The organism is Natronorubrum tibetense GA33 (assembly GCF_000383975.1).
Lineage (GTDB): Archaea > Halobacteriota > Halobacteria > Halobacteriales > Natrialbaceae > Natronorubrum > Natronorubrum tibetense.
Genome location: NZ_KB913018.1, coordinates 1 through 18,948 on the forward strand (window position 1 = coordinate 1; position 18,948 = coordinate 18,948).

16 protein-coding genes and 3 pseudogenes are annotated in these 18,948 nt (G+C 61.7%); 11 read left to right on the forward strand and 8 right to left on the reverse strand.

What is annotated here, in order from left to right:
- A partial coding sequence (locus NATTI_RS25075) for an alpha/beta hydrolase (RefSeq protein WP_019992095.1) occupies positions 1-599 on the reverse strand: 599 nt, incomplete at its 3' end.
- A 170-nt stretch (positions 600-769) separates the two neighbouring features.
- Between NATTI_RS25075 and NATTI_RS0120925 the strand changes: the two genes are divergently transcribed.
- From NATTI_RS0120925 to NATTI_RS0120935, 3 genes are all read left to right on the forward strand, one after another.
- Complete coding sequence (locus tag NATTI_RS0120925) at positions 770-1,660, forward strand: type I 3-dehydroquinate dehydratase (protein ID WP_241434399.1); 891 nt, start codon at positions 770-772, stop codon at positions 1,658-1,660.
- A 62-nt stretch (positions 1,661-1,722) separates the two neighbouring features.
- Positions 1,723-2,091 (forward strand): nuclear transport factor 2 family protein, encoded by a 369-nt coding sequence (locus NATTI_RS0120930; RefSeq protein ID WP_006092077.1) that lies wholly within the window; start codon positions 1,723-1,725, stop codon positions 2,089-2,091.
- A 120-nt stretch (positions 2,092-2,211) separates the two neighbouring features.
- Positions 2,212-3,474 (forward strand): MFS transporter, encoded by a 1,263-nt coding sequence (locus NATTI_RS0120935; RefSeq protein ID WP_241434400.1) that lies wholly within the window; start codon positions 2,212-2,214, stop codon positions 3,472-3,474.
- 175 nt (positions 3,475-3,649) lie between these two features.
- Here NATTI_RS0120935 and NATTI_RS0120940 read toward each other — a convergent pair whose 3' ends face one another.
- The gene (locus NATTI_RS0120940; RefSeq protein ID WP_019992096.1) at positions 3,650-3,844 is read right to left on the reverse strand and encodes a hypothetical protein; all 195 of its coding nucleotides are present in this window, start codon (positions 3,842-3,844) and stop codon (positions 3,650-3,652) included.
- Between the two features lie 153 nt (positions 3,845-3,997).
- Positions 3,998-5,005 carry a TIGR04024 family LLM class F420-dependent oxidoreductase gene (locus NATTI_RS0120945; protein WP_006092079.1) on the reverse strand — a complete coding sequence of 336 codons (1,008 nt, stop codon included), beginning with the start codon at positions 5,003-5,005 and terminating at the stop codon, positions 3,998-4,000.
- A 557-nt stretch (positions 5,006-5,562) separates the two neighbouring features.
- Here NATTI_RS0120945 and NATTI_RS26665 point away from each other — a divergent pair.
- Entirely contained in the window at positions 5,563-5,712 is a 150-nt protein-coding gene (locus NATTI_RS26665) for a hypothetical protein (protein WP_006092080.1), read from the forward strand.
- A gap of 104 nt (positions 5,713-5,816) precedes the next feature.
- Positions 5,817-6,815 carry a TIGR04024 family LLM class F420-dependent oxidoreductase gene (locus tag NATTI_RS0120955; protein ID WP_006092081.1) on the forward strand — a complete coding sequence of 333 codons (999 nt, stop codon included), beginning with the start codon at positions 5,817-5,819 and terminating at the stop codon, positions 6,813-6,815.
- A gap of 177 nt (positions 6,816-6,992) precedes the next feature.
- On the opposite strand, the pseudogene NATTI_RS25650 reads toward NATTI_RS0120955, so the two are convergent.
- A pseudogene (locus tag NATTI_RS25650) lies at positions 6,993-7,296 on the reverse strand (steroid 3-ketoacyl-CoA thiolase); the annotation flags it as partial.
- Between the two features lie 54 nt (positions 7,297-7,350).
- Between NATTI_RS25650 and NATTI_RS25655 the strand changes: the two are divergent.
- From NATTI_RS25655 to NATTI_RS0120980, 4 genes and pseudogenes are all read left to right on the forward strand, one after another.
- Positions 7,351-7,937: pseudogene (locus NATTI_RS25655) on the forward strand (IS6 family transposase).
- Between the two features lie 143 nt (positions 7,938-8,080).
- Positions 8,081-9,682, forward strand: a complete 1,602-nt coding sequence (locus tag NATTI_RS0120970) for an N-acyl-D-amino-acid deacylase family protein (protein WP_006092083.1) — start codon at positions 8,081-8,083, stop codon at positions 9,680-9,682.
- Between the two features lie 102 nt (positions 9,683-9,784).
- Entirely contained in the window at positions 9,785-10,840 is a 1,056-nt protein-coding gene (locus NATTI_RS0120975) for a DUF1611 domain-containing protein (protein ID WP_006092084.1), read from the forward strand.
- Positions 10,837-11,886 (forward strand): annotated as a pseudogene (locus tag NATTI_RS0120980) (dipeptide epimerase). The gene NATTI_RS0120975 and the pseudogene NATTI_RS0120980 overlap by 4 nt, the downstream one beginning before the upstream one ends.
- 37 nt (positions 11,887-11,923) lie before the next feature.
- Here NATTI_RS0120980 and NATTI_RS0120985 read toward each other — a convergent pair.
- Together NATTI_RS0120985 and NATTI_RS0120990 are read right to left on the reverse strand one after the other, a co-directional pair.
- Positions 11,924-12,391: a cupin domain-containing protein gene (locus NATTI_RS0120985; RefSeq protein ID WP_027119249.1), complete on the reverse strand. Its 468-nt coding sequence runs from the start codon at positions 12,389-12,391 to the stop codon at positions 11,924-11,926.
- A 97-nt stretch (positions 12,392-12,488) separates the two neighbouring features.
- Positions 12,489-13,472, reverse strand: coding sequence for an LLM class flavin-dependent oxidoreductase (locus NATTI_RS0120990; protein WP_027119250.1), 984 nt, complete (start codon positions 13,470-13,472; stop codon positions 12,489-12,491).
- A 150-nt stretch (positions 13,473-13,622) separates the two neighbouring features.
- Between NATTI_RS0120990 and NATTI_RS0120995 the strand changes: the two genes are divergently transcribed.
- Positions 13,623-14,756 (forward strand): acyl-CoA dehydrogenase family protein, encoded by a 1,134-nt coding sequence (locus NATTI_RS0120995; protein ID WP_006092087.1) that lies wholly within the window; start codon positions 13,623-13,625, stop codon positions 14,754-14,756.
- Positions 14,757-14,819: 63 nt separating this feature from the next.
- Here the strand turns inward: NATTI_RS0120995 and NATTI_RS0121000 are convergent, their stop codons facing one another.
- Positions 14,820-16,466: an acyl-CoA synthetase gene (locus tag NATTI_RS0121000; RefSeq protein ID WP_241434401.1), complete on the reverse strand. Its 1,647-nt coding sequence runs from the start codon at positions 16,464-16,466 to the stop codon at positions 14,820-14,822.
- A gap of 774 nt (positions 16,467-17,240) precedes the next feature.
- On the opposite strand from NATTI_RS0121000, the gene NATTI_RS0121005 reads away from it, so the two are divergent.
- Entirely contained in the window at positions 17,241-18,005 is a 765-nt protein-coding gene (locus tag NATTI_RS0121005; RefSeq protein ID WP_006092089.1) for an IclR family transcriptional regulator, read from the forward strand.
- Between the two features lie 84 nt (positions 18,006-18,089).
- Here NATTI_RS0121005 and NATTI_RS0121010 read toward each other — a convergent pair whose 3' ends face one another.
- On the reverse strand, positions 18,090-18,866 hold the full coding sequence (locus NATTI_RS0121010) for an SDR family NAD(P)-dependent oxidoreductase (protein WP_006092090.1): 777 nt from the start codon (positions 18,864-18,866) through the stop codon (positions 18,090-18,092).
- Positions 18,867-18,948 lie beyond the last annotated feature (82 nt).

The window sequence follows — 18,948 nt, forward strand, 5'->3', positions numbered from 1 at the left end:
GGCCCCCCCCCCCCCCCCCCCCCCCGCCAGTCGGCGGGAGTCGATTCCGCCGGGATCTGTTCGTTCCATCGGTCACGGACGTCTTCGCGAGTGATTCGACGGTACGTGTCGAGCGGCTCCCGCTCGACAAATCGTTCGCCGACGGCCGCTGGCGGTCGATAGACCGGCGCAACCTGGGTCAGCGACGCGACATCGTCATCGACGGTCGTGAGATAGGATCCACACACGATACTTCCCCAGGAGTAACCGACGAGGTGAACCCGATCGAACCGACCGCGGATCGACTCGAGGACTGTGGCCACGTCTCCGACGACGGCCGTTGCTCGAGCGAGAGCGTTGCTTTCATCGTCGGTCGGCGACGGTCGTTCGCTCTCACCATATCCGCGGAGGTCAACGGCGAACGCCGCCCTGCCGCGGCAGGCCGTTGCATGGAGCCAAGAGTAACTCTCGCTGTCCATCGGTGGGGCGAATACCGCTCGACTCGGGTACGTCGCGCCGTGAACGAAGAGTACCGCTTCGCTCTCGTCGCCGCTCGAGACTTCCCAGCGGCGCAGTCGCGTTCCGTCGGGAGCCGTGATATCGCTTCCGAGAGGATCCATACGACGATATCCGGGTCCGGAATCAAAAGGATTGGTGCGGTCGACGAACGATAACACACTCAGTCGGCCGAGTAGCGGCTACCCGTTGCGGAAGGCGCGCCGACTACCACGGGCGAACCTTGGTCTGATACCGGAACAACGCTTTTAGCTCTGTCTGTAGACGCTAGAGTGTGATTGGCGAACAACCTACATTCACCGAAATCGAGCAGCCGTTCATCTGTACGATGATTTCGGAGCCGACTGTCGGGGAGGCACGTAGCGTGATGAAGCACTCGGAGTTCGAAGGGGCCGACTCGTTCATCGTGAATCTAATGGGCGACGGCGAGTTCGGACTCGAACGATCGCTGCTCAACGAGGCCGACCTCGGTGAACTCTTCAGGAGTACATCGCTTCCGTCGATGGCGTGTTACTACCGGTGGAAGTACACCGGCGAACGCGTCGACGAAGACGACGAAGAGCGCATGGAAATACTCAGGACCGCCGTACGGGCGGGCGCCCGAGCGGTCGATATGGTGGGAGACACGTTCAACCCGACCCCAGGGCCCGACGAATTCTCGGACGAAGCGACCGAGTACTCACTCGACCCCGATTCGACGGCCAGAGAGTTCACGACAGACCCGGACGCGATCGACCGACAGCGCGAGGAGATCAAAGCGATCAACGAACTCGGCGGAGAGGTTCAGCTAACGGCCCACACCAGAACACACCTGTCACCCGACCGGGCCCTTGAGATCGCGACGGCGTTCGAGCGGCGGGGAGCCGATATGGTCAAGATCGTCAGCGTCGACACGAGCTGGGAGGATCTGCTCGAGACGCTCGAGGCGACGGTCCTGTTGAACCGTGAACTGGAGATTCCGTTCATTATGATGAGCCACGGCGAACACGGCGTACTCGGTCGCTACATGGCACCGTTTCTCGGGTCGATGCTGTGTTTCACCCAGCACGAGTACCCACCGGGTGGATTCTATCTCCAGCCCCTCACGCCGAACGTTCGGGCGGTTTTCGACTCAATACGGAACGTCACACCGACTCGCGAACCGGCAGACCAGAGCTGGCTGTAGATTAGTCGCCCAACTCCAGTATACTCGAAACACCAAAGCAACCACCCGTCATACGGTACTGTATGCCACTTGACCATCCTCGTGTTGAGGTCGTTGAAACGTACCTCGAGCACCTCCGTAACGAGCGGTTCGACGCGGCCGCAGCGCAGTTTACGGAGGGCGCTTGCTATCTCCATCCGCCGACGTTCCAGGACGAGGTCGAGGAGGTCGGACGAGAGAACATCAGACGATACTTCGAGGAGAGTCGCGGTCCACGCGATATCGACCACAGTATCGAACGTACCGTCGTCGTCGACGAACCCTGTGCCGTTTACGGTCGGGTGACCAGCGGAGACGTCGACGGAGACGAGCGGTTCGTCTCGTACGCGGAAATCGAAGACGGAAAGCTATCGCACTACTGTGCCGGCTTCCTGAAGGGGACCATCGGCTGACCGAAATCACGGCGCCGTGGCAATTCGGGGACCGCGGCTCGACGACGGCCGTCGACGGTGAACCGCTAACGGCCGGTGTTCCGAAACCCTAACTGTTACGTCGTGAAGAGGACACCTCTAATGACAATGGAGATAATCCCCGATCCTCGCCGTATGATCGCCAAGCGGATCTACTACGGCTGGATCATCGTCGCCGCCGCGCTGTTAGCCACGACGGCTGTGTACGGCACCAGTTACGCGTTTGGCGTCTTCTACGACGTGTTCATCGAAGAGTTTGACGTCTCGCGGTCCGTGCTGGCGGCGGTGTTCGGCTTCCAGACGGCGCTGATTTACGTCGTCGGCGTGGCTGCGGGCAGTGCCATCGACCGCTACGGCCAGCGGGCAGTCGCGGCCGTTTCGTCGCTCCTGTTTGTGACCGGGCTCGTCTGGGCCGCGCTATCGCGGTCGTATCTCGAGCTCCTGTTCGCCTACGGCCTGCTCAGCGCTATTGGAATGGGCGGTCTCTTCGTCGTGAGCTTCGCAACTATTCCGCTCTGGTTCGAGTCCAGGCGCGGGACGGCCTCGGGTATCGCTTCAGCCGGACTCGGAATCGGCATGGTCGTCTTTCCGCTCGGCGCCGACCTGCTCATTTCGTCGGTCGGCTGGCGGCGGGCGATGTTCGGGATCGCGGTCTTATCGACCGTTCTGTGTGTCGTGTTCACCGCGTTCTTCGCCAACCGCCCGTCGGACGTCGGTGCGGACGCGAGCGTGGAGTTTGACGGCGGCGAATCTCCGTTCGAGACGGCACAGGGGTATCCCGGCGACCGCACATCCCTCACGAGCAACGAAACGATTACGTCGGTGCCGTTTCTGCTGGTTTTTCTCAGTTGGGTACTGCTGTCGGCACCGATTTATATCGTCATCAGTCACATCGTTTCCTACGCGACGATCATCGGAATCGGCCGCTCAGAAGGAGTCCTCGCGCTCACCGCGATCGGCGTCACGGCCACGCTCGCTCGCTTCGGTATCGGCGCCCTAGCCGACAGGATCGGGCGCACCCGAACGTTCATCGCCAGCACGTACCTCCTCGGAGCTGCGATGCTCGGCATCACGTTCGCACCGATACCGGCGGTCTTTCTTGGAGCGATCGTCTGTTTCGGAGTCGCATACGGTGGCTGCGGCAGCCTCTTTTCGCCCTTGGTGGCCGACCTGTTCGGCCATGACGACCTCAACACATCCTTTGCCGTGATGTCACTCGCATTCGCGGTAGGGGGACTGTCGGCGCCACCGCTCGCCGGACTCTGGTTCGAAATCACCGGCAGTTACACGGGATCGTTCCTGGTCGCAAGTCTCGGGACCATCGTCGGTGCCGGTTGCGTCACGGCCGCGTCTCGGCTCGTCTGAGCGCCGTTCGCGGCTCTCGAGGTCGACCGATGTTCGATTCCCAGCCTGTTCGGTGGGTGGCCAGTAGTCGCTTGGTTCAAGATCGTCTCGTGAGTGATCCCGCGAGTCCAGACCGACGGTCTCTGGCGGGCTGCTCGGTCGGCGACCGGCCCAGAAGCAAAGTGGTCGAGAGAAGTCATCGAGAATCGGTCCACAACGCGTTCAGCCGTTCGGCGAGTAACGGTACCACCATCAGCCCACCGGCCATCCCTACCAGCCTGCTGAAAACGATGTGCTCAATGACAAACATCGCTACAAGGATTATGCCCACACCCAGGATCGCGATCTCGTATCGATGTGCTAACACCGGATCATCGTACGCTCGAGCCATAATTGATACAACTCAGTGGGGTGTAAAAACGATACCGGCGTTCAGGATCGGCTACCCTCGGTCGCCTGCAGTCCGGACGCGCAACCGTCCGAGGAGAAACGACCTCGACCGACCGAGTAATGCAGTTGCTGAACGCGGCCGGTGCAGCAGTACTTACAGTAATCCACCTAGCGCGGTCATCGTCGTCTCTTTTTCAGCATCGGTCATGCCGAAGACGAACCCAACGCGGACCGCGTCGACCGCGTTGATTTCCGCGTATCGACGGACTCGCGTCTGAACCTCGTCCTGCGTGCCCGCGGCGGCAAACTTGTCGAGTACATCGTCCGGAAGTGCCGCTGCCATGGCCTCCTGATCGTTCGCCTCCCACGCAACTCTGATTTCATCGACCACGTCCGAATACCCCTGCTGGGCCACGGAATCCCCGTAGTAGGGACCGTACGCGCCGATCAGGAACGCGAGCATGGATCGCGTCGCGTCGCGCGCCCGCTCACGGTCATCCGCTGCGAAACACCGGAGGATCGGACTCACCTGGACGTCGCTCGCCGCTCGATTACCGAGGGCCAGTCCCCGTTTGAGGTCGTTGAGACGTTCCTCGAGGCCTGCCGGTGAAAAAAGCTGTGGGACCCAGCCATCGGCGAACCGCCCGGTCAGTTCCGTGGCTTTCGGACCGAGCGTCGCGAGATCGATCGGCAGCGGACGCTCCGGTGGCTTCCTGTCGTACGAGAGTCCGTCAAGGTCGAATATCTCGCCCGAGTAGTCGGCAGGACCGCCGTCGCAGATCGAACGCACTACCTCGATCGTCTCGCGTAATCGCCGCAGTGGCCGATCAAATGCCGCACCGTGCCAGTCCTCGGTCAGTGCCGGCGAACTCGGTCCGAGACCGAGACGGTATCGCCCGTCGGACAGATCATGCAGTGTGAGCCCGGTCTGCGCGATCATGGCGGGCGACCGACCGTATGGCGAGAAGACATCATTCGAGACACCGATGTTGTCGGTCCGATTGGCGATCAGTGAGAGCGCGGGAACGACGTTCCATCCCGTCGCTTCGCCCATCGAGACGCGGCTGTATCCCAGCTCTTCTGCTCTTCGGGCCCGGTCGACCATCGTTCCGTGCGCGTCGTGATCGCCAGACATGATCACGAGTTCGAGCGCCTCATTCATCAATCGATGACCTCGATTCGGCCGGAATCGCTTCGTTCCATCGGTCGTAATACCCCTTGGACAACAATAAAAGCTAATGCCAGGGAGTCGGTTGGTTCGTCTCCGTACCGGATCCGACTTCACGAACTGCCGACTCGTCCACGGACGTCCGCAATACATCGTCAGATCCGGTTTGGAGAGCCTCGATGACCGACTCTCCGTATCACTCGTCGGTACGGCCCGCCCGCAGGTCGAGTGCGTGCCTCTTTGGACCGAGTCACCACTCGAAACACCAAATTTCGGTTCGGCGATGAGCGGCGTTCGAGACACTGACATGCCGTCTTCGCACGGCCTTCGCTCTGTCTCGGTACTTGAGCGAACCGGTCGCAGTCAGGCCGCTGCGCCTCGTTGGCCGTTTCGGCAGCTCTCCGACCACGTGACTGTCGGCCAGTGGGTAGTACTATCTTCTCACTGAGTCGAATCAATATTGTTGGCGGAATTGAAGATCGACGCGTAATGGTGCAACTGAATCGGGAGGAGCAGAATCTACGCGATTCCAAGACGATCGAATCGCCACGATGCTCGAACCGCGTCCCGGACTGTACGCGACGATTTCCGCCTCGTGGCTCGGCGGATCTCAATTCGTTCTGCTGTCACCGCTGTTCGACCCCGACGCGACGAACTACCGAATCGCGGACTCGGATGCGAAAGCGATCGTCGTCCCGTGAACCAATCGTCGGTCGCGGGATTAGACACCGTTTGAAACCCGACGGAACCACCGAATTCGGAACGCTGCATACTTTTATATCGCGCGGACGCGACGATTATGCGTATGTCAGACAGAGACGTGTTTCTGCCGGTCGGTGCACAGCCCACTCTCGGAGATCTCGTCGAGCAAGCGGTGACTGCGGAAGACCTCGGATACGACCGCGTCTGGTTCCCAGAGGGCTGGGGACGCGACGTCGTCACGCCGATCGCGACCGCCGCCGAGCGAACCGAACGTATCGGACTCGGAACGAGCATTGCGAACGTCTACTCCAGATCGCCGACGTTGCTGGGCCAGACCGCCGCCACGCTGCAGGAAGCGAGCGACGACCGATTTCGACTGGGAGTCGGGCCGAGTGGCCCAATCGTGGTCGAGAACTGGCACGGCGAGGACTTCGGTAACCCGCTCCGACGCACCCGGGAAACGATCGAGATCGTTCGACAGGTGCTGTCGGGCGAACCAGTCTCGTACGACGGCGAATACTTCACGCTTGAGGGGTTCCGGTTACGTTTCGATCCACCGGAAACGCAGGTACCGATCGATGCGGCGGCGCTCGGGCCCAAAGCTGTTGAACTCGCAGGTCGCTTCGCCGACGGGTGGCACGCCGTCAACTACACGCGGGACGGAGTTACGCCCCGTCTCGAGGATCTGGAACGGGGTGTGGAACTCGGCGAACGCGACCCCGACGAGGTCCGCGTGACCCTTTCCGTGTGTTGCTGTACCCTCGAGGACGGTGACCGAGCTCGCGAACTCGTCGCCCAGCACATCGCATTCTACATTGGCGGCATGGGGGAGTTCTACCGAGACAACCTCGTGCGGCAGGGGTACGAGGACGTTGCCAACGAAATCTACGACGCTTGGCAAGACGGCGATCACGGTCACGCCACGGCTCTCGTCGGGGACGAGTTAATCGATCAGATGGGGGCCGCGGGGACCCCATCCGAGGCCCGCGAGCAGCTGTCGCAGTTTACCGATCTCGAGGGGGTCGACGCCGTCAACGTGTCGTTCCCGAGAGGTGCCGATCCGGAAGAGATACTCGAGACAATGAGAGCGGTGGCTCCGTGACGATGGTCTCGTCCGGTAGACCGCCCCGTAACCGTTCAGGTAACCGGTGTGCTGATCTGAACGAGCGGCCTCGAACAGAGGAACACGAACTTCGGGCCCCGTGACTATGGTGGTCTGGTGATTATACCGGGCCGATGTCCGGCTCCATCGGATCACTCCCAAGAAGACAGTCGCGCTTTACACACGTTCGATTATCCTCATTTCCTGACCGAAACGGATACACATGGTTGACAATGCAGTTTCCTATCCCGTCTGCCCGAGTTCATGGGCGAGTTTGATCAGAAGCATCACGCCGGTCGCGCCCAGCGGGTAGCCGTGGGCGATCACACCGCTGTTGATGTTGGTTCCTCCCAGGAGATGCCGTCTCCTCCAGCCACACGGCGACGGCCGACGCGAACCCTTCGTTCACCTCGAACAGGTCGATTTCCCCGGCAGTCATATACACTTTCTCAATGACACCTTCGGTCGCGGGAATCGGTCCAGGTGCTGTTCAGATATGGTCTGAAAAGCGAGACGGTTAGAATTCTATGTGTCTATTCCCGAATTCAGCCGCGTCATCGATTCTAGCAATGGCGTTCAATTAGCTTTTGTGGAACGCGAGGCGACACCACGCGAACTGATGCGACTCAGCATCCAATTCCGTCTGTCCAGTTTATCACTTTCGGATACTGTTTCTGCCCTAGGGGTTCGATGTCGAACGTGTGCGATCAACCGTTCATAATTGGATTCAGAAAGCAAATTTACAGCCGACAGACGGAAAACAACCGGATCACGTCGCGTTCGCCGAGATTGTGATCCAACTTAATGAACAACGTTACTGGCTGTACGCTGCTGTCGATCCCGAAACCAACGAATTCCTCCATACTGAGCTCTATTGAATGCGAACAACAGCTCTCTCCTCGATGTTTCTCGTCGATTCTGCACCGTGGCTCAAGGCTGTACTGCACGATCACGGACTCCAATTTCGATACGAAACTCATGAAAATCGGAACACCGTCGAACGTCTCTTCAGGAGATAAAACAATGTACAGCCCAGTTTGGAAACTGTTTCAGAAACGTTATCCAGCAACCGCTGAAACACGGCTGCAGAGCTACGCATACTGCAGGAACCAGCTAATCTGAATAATGCCTCGGGCTACTGGCGATCTGACCGATCGAGGGGGTGAATCATTCTCAGGACATGCTTCGACTCACCCCTCGGACGGCCGCACACGCTGACCGTTGTCCGCCGGAACCTTTTCCTACTCACTGACGAATGCTATGGCATGACAGACCTCCTCATTACGAACGCGCGGATCGTCGACGGAACCGGCGCTCCGTGGTTCGCGGGTTCGGTTGCCGTCGATGACGGAAAAATCGTGGCGGTTCGTCGGGAGACAGCGCCCGACGCCGACGGTGAAACGACGATCGACGCCGACGGCCGCGTCCTCTGTCCAGGTTTCGTCGACACGCACTCCCATTCAGACATGCGACTGTTCGAGGAGCCGACGCTCGAACCGAAGATCCGACAAGGAATAACCACCGAAATTCTCGGCCAGGACGGGTTCTCGATGGCGCCGATGTACCGTGAGGGTGGTGCAGCGGAGTGGAGCGCCCAGCTCAGCGCGCTCGCGGGACAGGTCGACGTGAACTGGACCTGGGGGAGTGTTGCCGACTATCTCGACGCGGTCGAGGAGAACGGAATCGCACCGAACGTCGCCCTGTTCGTCGGTCACGGGACCGTTCGGTTCAATCTGCTCGGGATGAGCGACAGGGACCCGACCGACGACGAGCTTGCAGAGATGCGCGACCTCGTCTCCGAAGCGCTCGATGACGGCGCGCTCGGACTGTCGACCGGACTCATCTACACGCCGTGTACGTACGCGGATCGTCGCGAAGTGCAGGAACTGGCCGCGGCCCTGGAACAGTACGGCCGGCCGTTCGTAGCCCACGTTCGAAGCGAGGGGCGCTGGATCTGGGACGCACTCGACGAATTCATCGATATCGGCGCTGAAGAGAGCGTTCCGCTCCACGTCTCACACTTCAAGGTCGCCGGCCTCGGACAGCAGGGAAAAGCGTCGCGGGCCACGACCCTGATCGAGACCGCCCGGGACCGGAACGTCGATATCACGGTCGAACAGTACCCGTACGCTGCGGCCAGCACGATGCTCTCGGCGGTCCTGCCGCCCTGGGTCCACGCAGACGGACCGGAACAGACGCTCGAGCACCTCGCCGACGAGGGGACCAGAGAACGGATCCGCCGGGACGTCGAGGAGTGGCGGATCGAGGGCTGGGAGAACATCGGTGCCCTCACCGGATGGGACGGCGTCGTCATCTCGGACGTGCGGACGGACGCCAACGCGGACCTCGAAGGAAAAAGCGTCGCCACCATCGCAGAGGAACGCGACACCGATCCGGTCGACGCGGTCTGCCGGGTGCTCCGCGAAGAGGAACTCGCCGTGAGCGCGGTCTATCACATGATGGACGAGGCGGACGTCCGGGAGATTCTCACTTACGAACGGACTTGCGTCGGTACGGACGGCCTGTTCGGCGGCAAGCCCCATCCGCGAGTGTACGGCTCCTATCCGCGAATTCTGGGGCAGTACGTCCGCGAAGAGAACCTCCTGACGCTGGGGGAGGCCGTCCGGAAAATGACCTCGCTACCGGCGCGGGCGATGGGCCTTCCACGGAAGGGACTGGTTCGTCCGGGAATGGACGCGGACCTGGTCGTATTCGACCCGGTCCGCGTCGGCAGTGAGGCGACCTACGAGAACCCGCGGCGGTACCCGAACGGCATCGATCACGTGCTCGTCGACGGCGAACCGGTCGTCCACGACGGCGAGGTCACCGGGGCGACGCCGGGGCGAGCGATCAGGGGCGACGAGTGACTCACCGGCGGCGACCGGCCACGCAGTTCGGATTCGCACGCGAACCGCACGCTCGGTCGGGTGACCCGTAACTATCTTCACCGAGAACTGCATATTCCACTTATGAACCTCAGAGAAGAACTCGAACCACCCGTGCCGGCAATCGTTCTCGCAGAGGGTGAGTTCGGTGACGCCGGCGGAAAGACGGCACACGGCGTGGTCATGCACAGCGACCTGTTTACACCCGCGGCGATCGTCGACTCGGAGACCGCCGACGAAACGCCGGCAGCGGTTCTCGACAAGCCGGATGCACCGGACGTCCCGATAGTCCCGTCCGTCGCGGCGGCGCTCGAGGTGGCGCCGGACGTCGAGGCGCTCATCATCGGCGTCGCACCGGCCGGCGGACAGCTTCCCGACGCGTGGGTCCGCGACATCGAGGCGGCGATCGAGGCGGGCTGTGACGTCGTCTCGGGACTTCACACGTTCTTCGGCGAAGACGACGGCTGGTCGTCGCTGGCCGACCGACACGACGTGCGCATCTTCGACGTTCGCAAGCCGCCCGGGGAAGACCGACTCCGGGTCGCCGACGGTTCGGTCGACGACGCCGACGCCGACGTCGTCCTCGTTCTCGGGACGGACTGTGCCGTCGGGAAGCGGACGACGACGTACGAGCTGTTCTCGGCAGCGCGGGAAGCCGGCCGAGACGCGGGCTGGGTCGCGACCGGCCAGACGGGGATCATGGTCGGTGCGCACGCGGGCGTCGTTATCGACCGGGTTCCGGCCGATTTCACCGCCGGCGTCGTCGAGGATCTCGTCTCGAAGGTCGCCGACGATCACGACCTCGTCTTCGTCGAAGGCCAGGCTTCGCTCACCCACCGCGCGTACTCCGGCGTGACCCTCTCGATCCTCCACGGAGCCTGGCCGGACGCGGTCGTGTTGGCGGACGACCCGGACCGCGGCGACCGGGCGCACTTCGAACAGTTTCCCGTCGACGGCGTCGCGGCGGAACGGCGAGCGATCGAAGAGCTGTCCGATGCCGTCGTGGCCGGCGTTTCGACCTGGGGCGACGCCGACCAGCAGGCCCGCTACGATCTTCCCGCGGCGAACGTGTACGACGACGGCGGTGCGACCGAACTGCTTGCTGCGATCGACGACGCCTTGGAGGGGGATCGCACGTGACCGAGATCGTCGCGGTGGAGGCGGAGCCACACGACCTCCCGCTCTCGGAGCCGTTCCATATCGCGCTCGGAACGCGAAACGAGGCCAACAACGTCCTGGTGACGATCGAAACCGAAAACGGAACCCGGGGGTACGGCGAGGGGTCGCCGAGCCTTCCAGTCACGGGCGAGACCAGGGCAGCAGCCCTGGAGACGGCGCGTGCGGCGGCGGAGCTGCTGGAGGGGGAACCGGTCGACGAGTATCGACGCCTCACCGATCTCGTCCGCGACACGTTTCCGGGGATGGTGTCGGCGACGTTCGCCGTGGAGACGGCGCTCCTCGACGCCTACTGTCGCGAACGCGGAATCGCGTTCGCGGAGCTGTTCGGCGGGCCGCCCGAATCCGTCCGAACGGATCTGACGGTCCCGCTCATGCCACCGGCGGAGGCCGGAGATCGAGCGGCGACGGCGGCCGCACGCGGTTTCGATCAGCTCAAGCTCGGCACGGACGTCGAGACCGATATCGAGCGCGTCGCGGCCGTTCGCGACGAGGTACCGGAGGCCGAACTGAAGAGCGACGCGAACCAGGGATGGACGCCGAAGGAAACCGTTCGATTCGCGAATCGTATCGCCGATGCGGACATCGATCTCGAACTGATCGAACAGCCCGTTCCGGCGTCGAACGTCGCCGGACTCGCCGAGGCGACGCGGCGGGTCGACGTCCCGATCGCCGCCGACTAGGCGGTCTTTACGCCCCAGGACGCCGTTCGGATCGCACGCGAAGACGCGGCCGATATTATCAACGTCAAGCTCTCGAAATCGGGACCGCTCGCGGCCGCGGACATCGTCTCGATCGCTCGCGGCGCGGACCTGGAGCTCATGATCGGCTGCATACTCGAAAGCGCGATCGGTATCCACGCGAGCGCGCATCTCGTCGCCGGAACCGGCGCGTTCAGCTACGTCGATCTCGACGGGAACCGACTGTTATCCGCGGACGTCGTTCCGACCGGCGACGGGCCCGAGCACGATATCACCGGGCCGGGTCACGGCGTCACGCCCAACGGGTAGCGACGTCGGGGTACCGTCTCGAACCATCCGGAGCGGGTCATTCGAACCGTCCCGTCCGTTCCCCACAGTCCAGACATCGGGTTACTTTCGCGTCGCGGTCGTCCGTCCACTCGATCGCCTGTGAGGTTCGATCACCGCAAACCTCACAGTCGCGCAAGAGGTCGAAATCTCCCCCATCCTGTGGCGCGCCGAGAGCGACCGCTTCGACCCGCTCGGTCCCGGTGTTCGTCCCCTGCTGGTACTCACCCGGTGCGAACCGGATGGCGTCCCCGGATTCGACGTCGACCGGTCCCTCCTCCGTCTCGAAGGTCACTGTCCCCGAACTGATAACGAACACTTCTTCCTGGGCTTCGTGGGCGTGATAGCCGTACGCGAAGCTGTCTCCGGGCGCGAGTTCGTAGTAGTTGATAGCGAGGTTCGATGCGCCGAGCGCAGCGGTGAGCGGTCGGTTGACGGTCGCCGAATCGATTCGTCGCTCCACGTCTTCGATCGTGACTTTGTGCATAGTCGGACGATAGTGGACCAGTGCCATATATACGGGGGGTGGACCGAGCCCGCAACTCGAAGCGATGAAAATACGTCCGCTTCCCGTCGATACGGCGTCAGTACTGTGAGGGAGCCAACTCTTCGGTGGTCCGTTCGGCGATCCGTTCGTCCGCGTTGCTCGGGATGGTCACCATCGGACGACTGATGCAGTCGATCTCGGCGATGGCCCGAAACTGGTCACGAGCCTGCTCGGGCGTTCCGGCGACCCCGAGCGCCTCGACCATCTCGTCCGTGACGTTACCGGCCGCGGCCTCGCGGTCGCCGCTGTGCCACGCCTCGGCGACTGCTTCGGCGCCGTCGGGGAACCGCCCCGCCACTGCGCGCTCGTATCCCTGACCGTTACCGACGTAGTAGGCGACGTGGGCTCGAACGGTGTCCTTCGCCGCTTCCGGATCGTCGCTCACGGCGGCCGGAACGTACGGCGCGACGTCGATCGTTGCATCGCGACCGGCCTCCTCCATCTGCTCGACGATATACGCGAACTCGTCCTCGAGGTCGGGGAACGGGACGTTGTGCGGGATCCAGCCGTCGCACAGTCGCGCGACGACCCGCTTGTTCGCATCGCCGAGCGCCGCGTGATAAATCGGAACGTCAGCGTTCAACGGCGGGAAATCTTGGACGTCGAAGATTTGCCCCTCGTAGTCGACGCGGTCTCCGTCACCCAGATACGCCGCGGTGAGTTCGATAGTTTCGTGGGCCCGTCGAACCGGATTCGGATCGTCCCACGCCATGCCGTGGAGATCTTCGACGGCTTTCTTGGTCGACGTTCCGACCCCGAGTTTGAACCGGCCGTCGGAAACGCGATTCAGCGACGCGGCAGTCATCACTAACACGGCGGGTGTCCGCGAAAAGACGTTGGCGATCGCCGTCCCGAGAGCGACGTCGTCGGTGTGGTTTGCGATGTCGGTGAGTTCCACGACGGAGCTCGATCCCCACAGTTCACCGAGCCAGAGGCCGTCGTAGCCGAGTTTCTCCGCGCGAACCGCCAGGTCGGTGTTGTCGAACGTCGAGCGCTGTGGTAACAGGAGATCGGTTGGCATCATTCGTCACACACACTCGAACGATAAAAAACTAGCCGCCTGTCCTCGAGTTTTCGAGCGACCGATAACTTCTTCGGACGGGACCCTCTTCGGAGGGAAATTCTTTTACGAGCAGCTACATTTATGATCCCCCACGTGGGTACTACTGTCATGTTCGGACGCTCGGAGGAGCAACAGATGTTAGTCGTTAGCATCGAAGGCGCCATCGAACGAGACATAGAGCCAGTTATCGAATCGTACGAGAAAGACGAGCCGGTATCAAAAAGCGACGCGAAAGCCGTCCTTCGCACGCTCTCCGAACAGGGAATGCTCGGACGGGATATTCCGGAGGAAGAGGGGGGTGCAGGGCTCGATCATACGGATTGGGCGCTCATGTTCGAGCAGTTGCCGATGCAGGTGGATCTGCTAGCGATGATCTCCAGCGAGGTCGCTCGAACGGTTCACTTCACCGGTTCTGAGTATGTCCGCGATACCTATCTCGGGCCGTTGCTCGAGGGCGAGCTGATCGGTTGCGCTGCCATCTCTGAACCGGGGGCCGGTTCCAATCCGCGAGAGATGCAGACGATCGCGGAACGGGACGGCGACGAGTGGGTGATTTCCGGGACGAAAACGTGGATCTCGAACGGCGAAATCGCCGACGTCGCGATGGTCGTAGCGGAGACGGAAGCGGGCAAAACGCAGTTTCTGATCGAAACTGACGCCGACGGATTCCACCGGGAACGACTCGAAATGCTCGGGCGGCAGTACGATCATATGGCCCAGCTCTACCTCGACGAGGTTCGCGTTCCCGACGCACACGTCCTCGGATCGCCGGGCGAGGGTCTGGATCGAACCTACGAGTCGTTCGAACTCGGCAGAGCGAACGTGGCGCTGCTGGGAGTGAAAACCGCACGGAACGCGCTGGACGACGCGATCGAGTACGCTCAGACGCGCGATCAGTGGGGGAAACCGATCGGCGAACACCAGCTCGTTCAACAGCTCATCGCCGACAGCGCCACGTACGTCGACGCGGCACGGCTGCTGGCCTATCGTGCGCTGCACCGATTCGACGAGGGAGACCGAGCAAGTGCGGAGAGCGCGATGGCAAAGTGGTTCGCGACCGAGATGGCCGTCGAGGTCACGTCGAACGTCGTTCAGGTCCACGGCGGGATTGGGCTCTCGCGGGAACTCGACGTCGAGCGGTACTTCCGTGACGCACAGATGCTAACCATCCCGGAGGGAACGACGCAGATCAACAAGCTGATCGTTGCGCGGGATATGCTGGGACTATCCGCGTTCGATTGAGTGCGTCGCGACCGATCGGTCGGCGACGACGATCGAGACGCGGATGGGAGACCGAACGGGGACTTACTCTTCCTCCCCGTACTCCTCTTCGAGTCTGTACCGCTGGATCTTCCCCGAGGCGGTCTTCGGAAGTTCGTCGACGAATTCGATGCGTCGTGGATACTCGTGTTTCGAGAGGCGCTGCTTGACGTCCGTACGAATCTCCTCGGCGAGTCCGTCGGACGGCGTCGCGGAAGCCGTCGGAACGATAAACGCCGTGACGGCCTGGCCGCGCTCGTCGTCCGGTAGTCCCACGACGCCGACTTCGGCCACGGTGTCGTGTTTCAACAGACTGTCCTCGACTTCCGACGGACCGATTCGGTATCCCGCCGAGATGATGACGTCGTCCGCTCGACCCACATACCAGAAGTACCTGTCCTCGTCTCGGCGAGCGAGGTCGTCGGAGCGGATCCACTCGCCGCCGAACTTCTCGTCGCTTTTGTCGGGCATCTTGAAGTACGCTTCGGCGAACGGAACCTCGTCCGTGGTCCGGACCGATATCTCACCCACGCCACCGGTGTCTACCGGTTCGTTCTCCTCGAGGTCGAGAAGCGTTACCTCTCGTCCGGGTATCGGTTTCCCCATCGCACCGGGCTTGATTTCCCACTCCGCCAGCGGGTAGTTGTTCACCAGCATGCCGCCCTCCGTGAACCCGTAGTGTTCGAGAACCGTCGTCCCGAACGTCTCCTCGACCCACTCGATCGTACTCGCGCCAACCGATTCTCCCCCCGAGTAGATGCGCCGGATGTCGACGGCCGAACTGTCGACGTCGACGTCGAGTTGCGCCATCTGTCGGAACGCGGTCGGTGGAGCGAAGAAACTGGTCACCGGATAATCGGCGATGATATCGAAGAGGACATCGGGATCGAAATCCCCACGAATTGTGATCAGTTCCGTCCCCTGGTGGAGCGGAACGACCGTACAGTAAAAGAGGCCGTACGACCACGCTGGCGGGGCCATTCCGAGGAACGTGTCGTCGGGCCGGAGGTCGGCAGCGTACCTCGTATACGGATAGAGGGCGACGGGGGAACCGTGTGGCATCTCGACGCCCCTCGGATCGCCGGTCGTTCCACTGGTATACTGGAGGGCACAGATATCTTCGGCGCTCGTTTCGGCCGGGTCGAAATCCGACTCGTACTCTCGAACCTCGGCGAACGTCGTCTCCGCCGCCGTTCCGCCGTCGACGAGGACGATCTGATCGAGACCGCTCAGTTGGGATTCGTCGATCTTCTCCCGGTGTTCGGGCGTCGTGACGAGCACTTTCGTCCCGGAGTTCTCGAGTCGGTACTGGAGTGCCTCCGGGCCGAACAGCGTGTACAAGGGAACGTATACGTATCCGCCGAGCCACGTACCCGCGATCGTCGCGTACAGCGCTTCCCTGGGTTCCATCACTGCTGCGACTCGATCGCCAGCCGAGAGGCCGCACTCGTCGAGGAAGTTCGCAAACTGGCGACTCCGCGTCGCAATATCGGTCACGGTGATGGTGTCTTCCGACCCATCGTCCATATCGACAATTCGAATCGCTGTCGTTTCAGTCTCATCGCTACCGAGAATTTCGCTCCCCAGATTGAACGAACTAGGCGTACCTTCGAAGGAATCCCAGGCCTGGTTCCAGTCGAATTCGTCACGCGCCTCGTCGTACATCGTGGATAGTGGATTGTCGACCGACATATGCTGTCACATTACAAACATCCATATAAGTGTTAGGTGAGGGACACCGGCTACGAGCCAGTCTACGGGACACGGACGGTTCATTGCACCCCTTTCGTGGATAGACCGCGTGGTACTTCTGATATCGGTAGAGCAATAGATGCGCTGCGTCAAGGAGCGTAACACGGTTATTCCGCGACGACCGTGATGCCCATTAGTATCAACCAAGCGCTTCGATCGCGTACACGTAGATGTTCTATTTCGAACACAACGGTGTCGAGAGGACGGCTTTCACCAGGAATCCACGCCGAGAACGGTTCAGCCGTGTCGGTCGCAGGCGTTCTATTACGATCATTTCGGATACGAGGTAATACTCGTGTCTGGCCGGCGTACGACCGGTCGAATCCATCGTGATATAAGATGTCATGACACGACGTACGCTTATTCCAGAACGGATCGGTGGCTGTGCGAGATCGCGTTTGGTCTCACCGGTCGAGAGGCAGAAATCGACCATATACATACATTTGTACGATTGTAAATCGAAGCGTAACACCGAGACGCACCGGAAGTGGCAGGCTGCGGACGGCAATCCGAAATAGTCGGATGATTCCCGGCAGCGGCCGACTCGAGTCGTACACGTACTCGGATCGTCGGCTGTCGAACGGCACGGACGGCGGGATACCGCCCACGCTTCGGCCGGCCCACCGATGTCGCGTGAGGTGGGCATTCTGTTAGCACTGAGCTATTTCCGAATATATCGGAAAGAATATGCAGGTCGCCGTGGATCGGTAGGGCATGGCAACGGGAATCGGATCACTCCGACGCGCGAACCGCCTCATCGAGCGATTGATCGAACTCGAGACGGCGTCGCCGACGACCCTGGCCAACGAGTTGGAGCTGCCGACGAGTACCGTCCACGACTACGTGACGACACTCGAGTCGCTCGGATATCTAACGAGGATGGACGACGGGCAGTATCGAGTCAGCGGTCGCTTCCTACGACTCGGTAACGAGGTCCGCCATCGGTACGACGTCTACACGACCGCGGAGCCGGAACTGGCCGAACTGGCAGACGAAACCGGAGAGTACGTCGCACTGATGGTCGAACACGGCGGACTTGGGTTGATACTCAGCATGAAACAGGGGAAGAAGGCCGCGCACGTGCGGATCGAGGAGACCTACCCGGGCATCCGGACGCGACTCAACACGACTGCCAACGGGAAGGCACTCCTCGCCTGCCTCTCCGAGGAACGCGTCGCGGAGATCATCGAGAGCTACGGTCTCTCGAAAAAAACGGAGAACACGATCGTCGATCGGGAAACGCTGTACGCGGAACTCGACCGTATCGGCGAACGTGGTTACGCGATCGATGACGAGGAGCGGTTCGATGGAATGCGAGGTATCAGCGCTCCGCTGGTGAGCGAACCGGACGAGACGGTCGCGTCAATCGGTATTTACGGCCCCACGAATCGCCTGACGGACGACGTCCTCCACGAGACGTTCTCGGACCGCATACTCCAGGTGACGAACGTCGTCCAGGTCAATCTCACGTACTCGTGATAGCCAATCCCGACCACGACCCTCGTGGCAACTGGCGGCCGTCGCGGTGGCGCGTCGAATACTGAAAGAGCGGTTCGGGACGGGTTACCCGCGGATGTATCCGCCGTTGACGCTCAGCGTCTGTCCCGTGATCCAGTCGGCCGCATCGCTCGCGAGAAACGCGACCGCGTCGGCGATGTCCGTCGGCTGGCCGAGACGGTCCAACGCGTAGGAGTTCTCGATCATTCGTTCGCGGTGCGCTTCGATCACGTCCTCTGTAGCCGGCGTCTCCGTCGTCCCCGGGGAGACGCAGTTGACCCGGACTCCATCGTCTCCGACCTCATGAGCGACGGTACTCGTCAGTGATACGTTGGCGGCCTTCGCCGCACCGTACACGGCCAGTCCGGGGTCGTTCCCCTTGTAGGAGTCGCTGGCAAAGTTGATGATCGCGCCCGATCCCTGATCGATCATCTGTGGGAGGGCGGCGTGCATGCAGTTCATCGTTCCGAAGAAGCAGACGCCGACCCAGAACTCCCACTCGTCGGGTTCCGTCTCGACGAACGGTTTCGCCTCCGTCAGTCCCGCGTTGTTCACGAGCACGTCAAGGCGACCGAACTCGTCGACGGTCGTCTCGACGAGGTTTCGAGCGTCCTCGTACTCGGTTACGTCCGTCTCGACGGCCTCGACGGTCGCGTCGTACTCCGCCGCGACGTCTCGAGCCGTCTCTTCGGCGGAGTCGATAGCGACGTCGGCGATGACGACGTCGGCACTGAGTCCGGCGAAGGCTTCGGCGATGCGTCGCCCGATTCCCTGTGCGCCACCCGTTACGACCGCCACCTGTTCATCGAACGCTACTTTCTCTGTGATTGTCTCACCCGTCATGCATTGACTCACACTTCGATCAATTACATAAAATTTCGGGGCTGACACGGTTCGAACGGTTCGCCGTCGTCGACTCGTCGAC

Bases quoted from the DNA above. Each gene is read 5' to 3' on its own strand.
- NATTI_RS0120930 (WP_006092077.1), top strand. From the start codon at position 1,723: ATGCCACTTGACCATCCTCGTGTTGAGGTCGTTGAAACGTACCTCGAG.
- NATTI_RS0120935 (WP_241434400.1), top strand. From the start codon at position 2,212: ATGACAATGGAGATAATCCCCGATCCTCGCCGTATGATCGCCAAGCGG.
- NATTI_RS0120940 (WP_019992096.1), bottom strand. From the start codon at position 3,844: ATGGCTCGAGCGTACGATGATCCGGTGTTAGCACATCGATACGAGATC.
- NATTI_RS0120945 (WP_006092079.1), bottom strand. From the start codon at position 5,005: ATGAATGAGGCGCTCGAACTCGTGATCATGTCTGGCGATCACGACGCG.
- NATTI_RS26665 (WP_006092080.1), top strand. From the start codon at position 5,563: ATGCTCGAACCGCGTCCCGGACTGTACGCGACGATTTCCGCCTCGTGG.
- NATTI_RS0120955 (WP_006092081.1), top strand. From the start codon at position 5,817: ATGTCAGACAGAGACGTGTTTCTGCCGGTCGGTGCACAGCCCACTCTC.
- NATTI_RS0120970 (WP_006092083.1), top strand. From the start codon at position 8,081: ATGACAGACCTCCTCATTACGAACGCGCGGATCGTCGACGGAACCGGC.
- NATTI_RS0120975 (WP_006092084.1), top strand. From the start codon at position 9,785: ATGAACCTCAGAGAAGAACTCGAACCACCCGTGCCGGCAATCGTTCTC.
- NATTI_RS0120985 (WP_027119249.1), bottom strand. From the start codon at position 12,391: ATGCACAAAGTCACGATCGAAGACGTGGAGCGACGAATCGATTCGGCG.
- NATTI_RS0120990 (WP_027119250.1), bottom strand. From the start codon at position 13,472: ATGCCAACCGATCTCCTGTTACCACAGCGCTCGACGTTCGACAACACC.
- NATTI_RS0120995 (WP_006092087.1), top strand. From the start codon at position 13,623: ATGTTCGGACGCTCGGAGGAGCAACAGATGTTAGTCGTTAGCATCGAA.
- NATTI_RS0121000 (WP_241434401.1), bottom strand. From the start codon at position 16,466: ATGTCGGTCGACAATCCACTATCCACGATGTACGACGAGGCGCGTGAC.
- NATTI_RS0121005 (WP_006092089.1), top strand. From the start codon at position 17,241: ATGGCAACGGGAATCGGATCACTCCGACGCGCGAACCGCCTCATCGAG.
- NATTI_RS0121010 (WP_006092090.1), bottom strand. From the start codon at position 18,866: ATGACGGGTGAGACAATCACAGAGAAAGTAGCGTTCGATGAACAGGTG.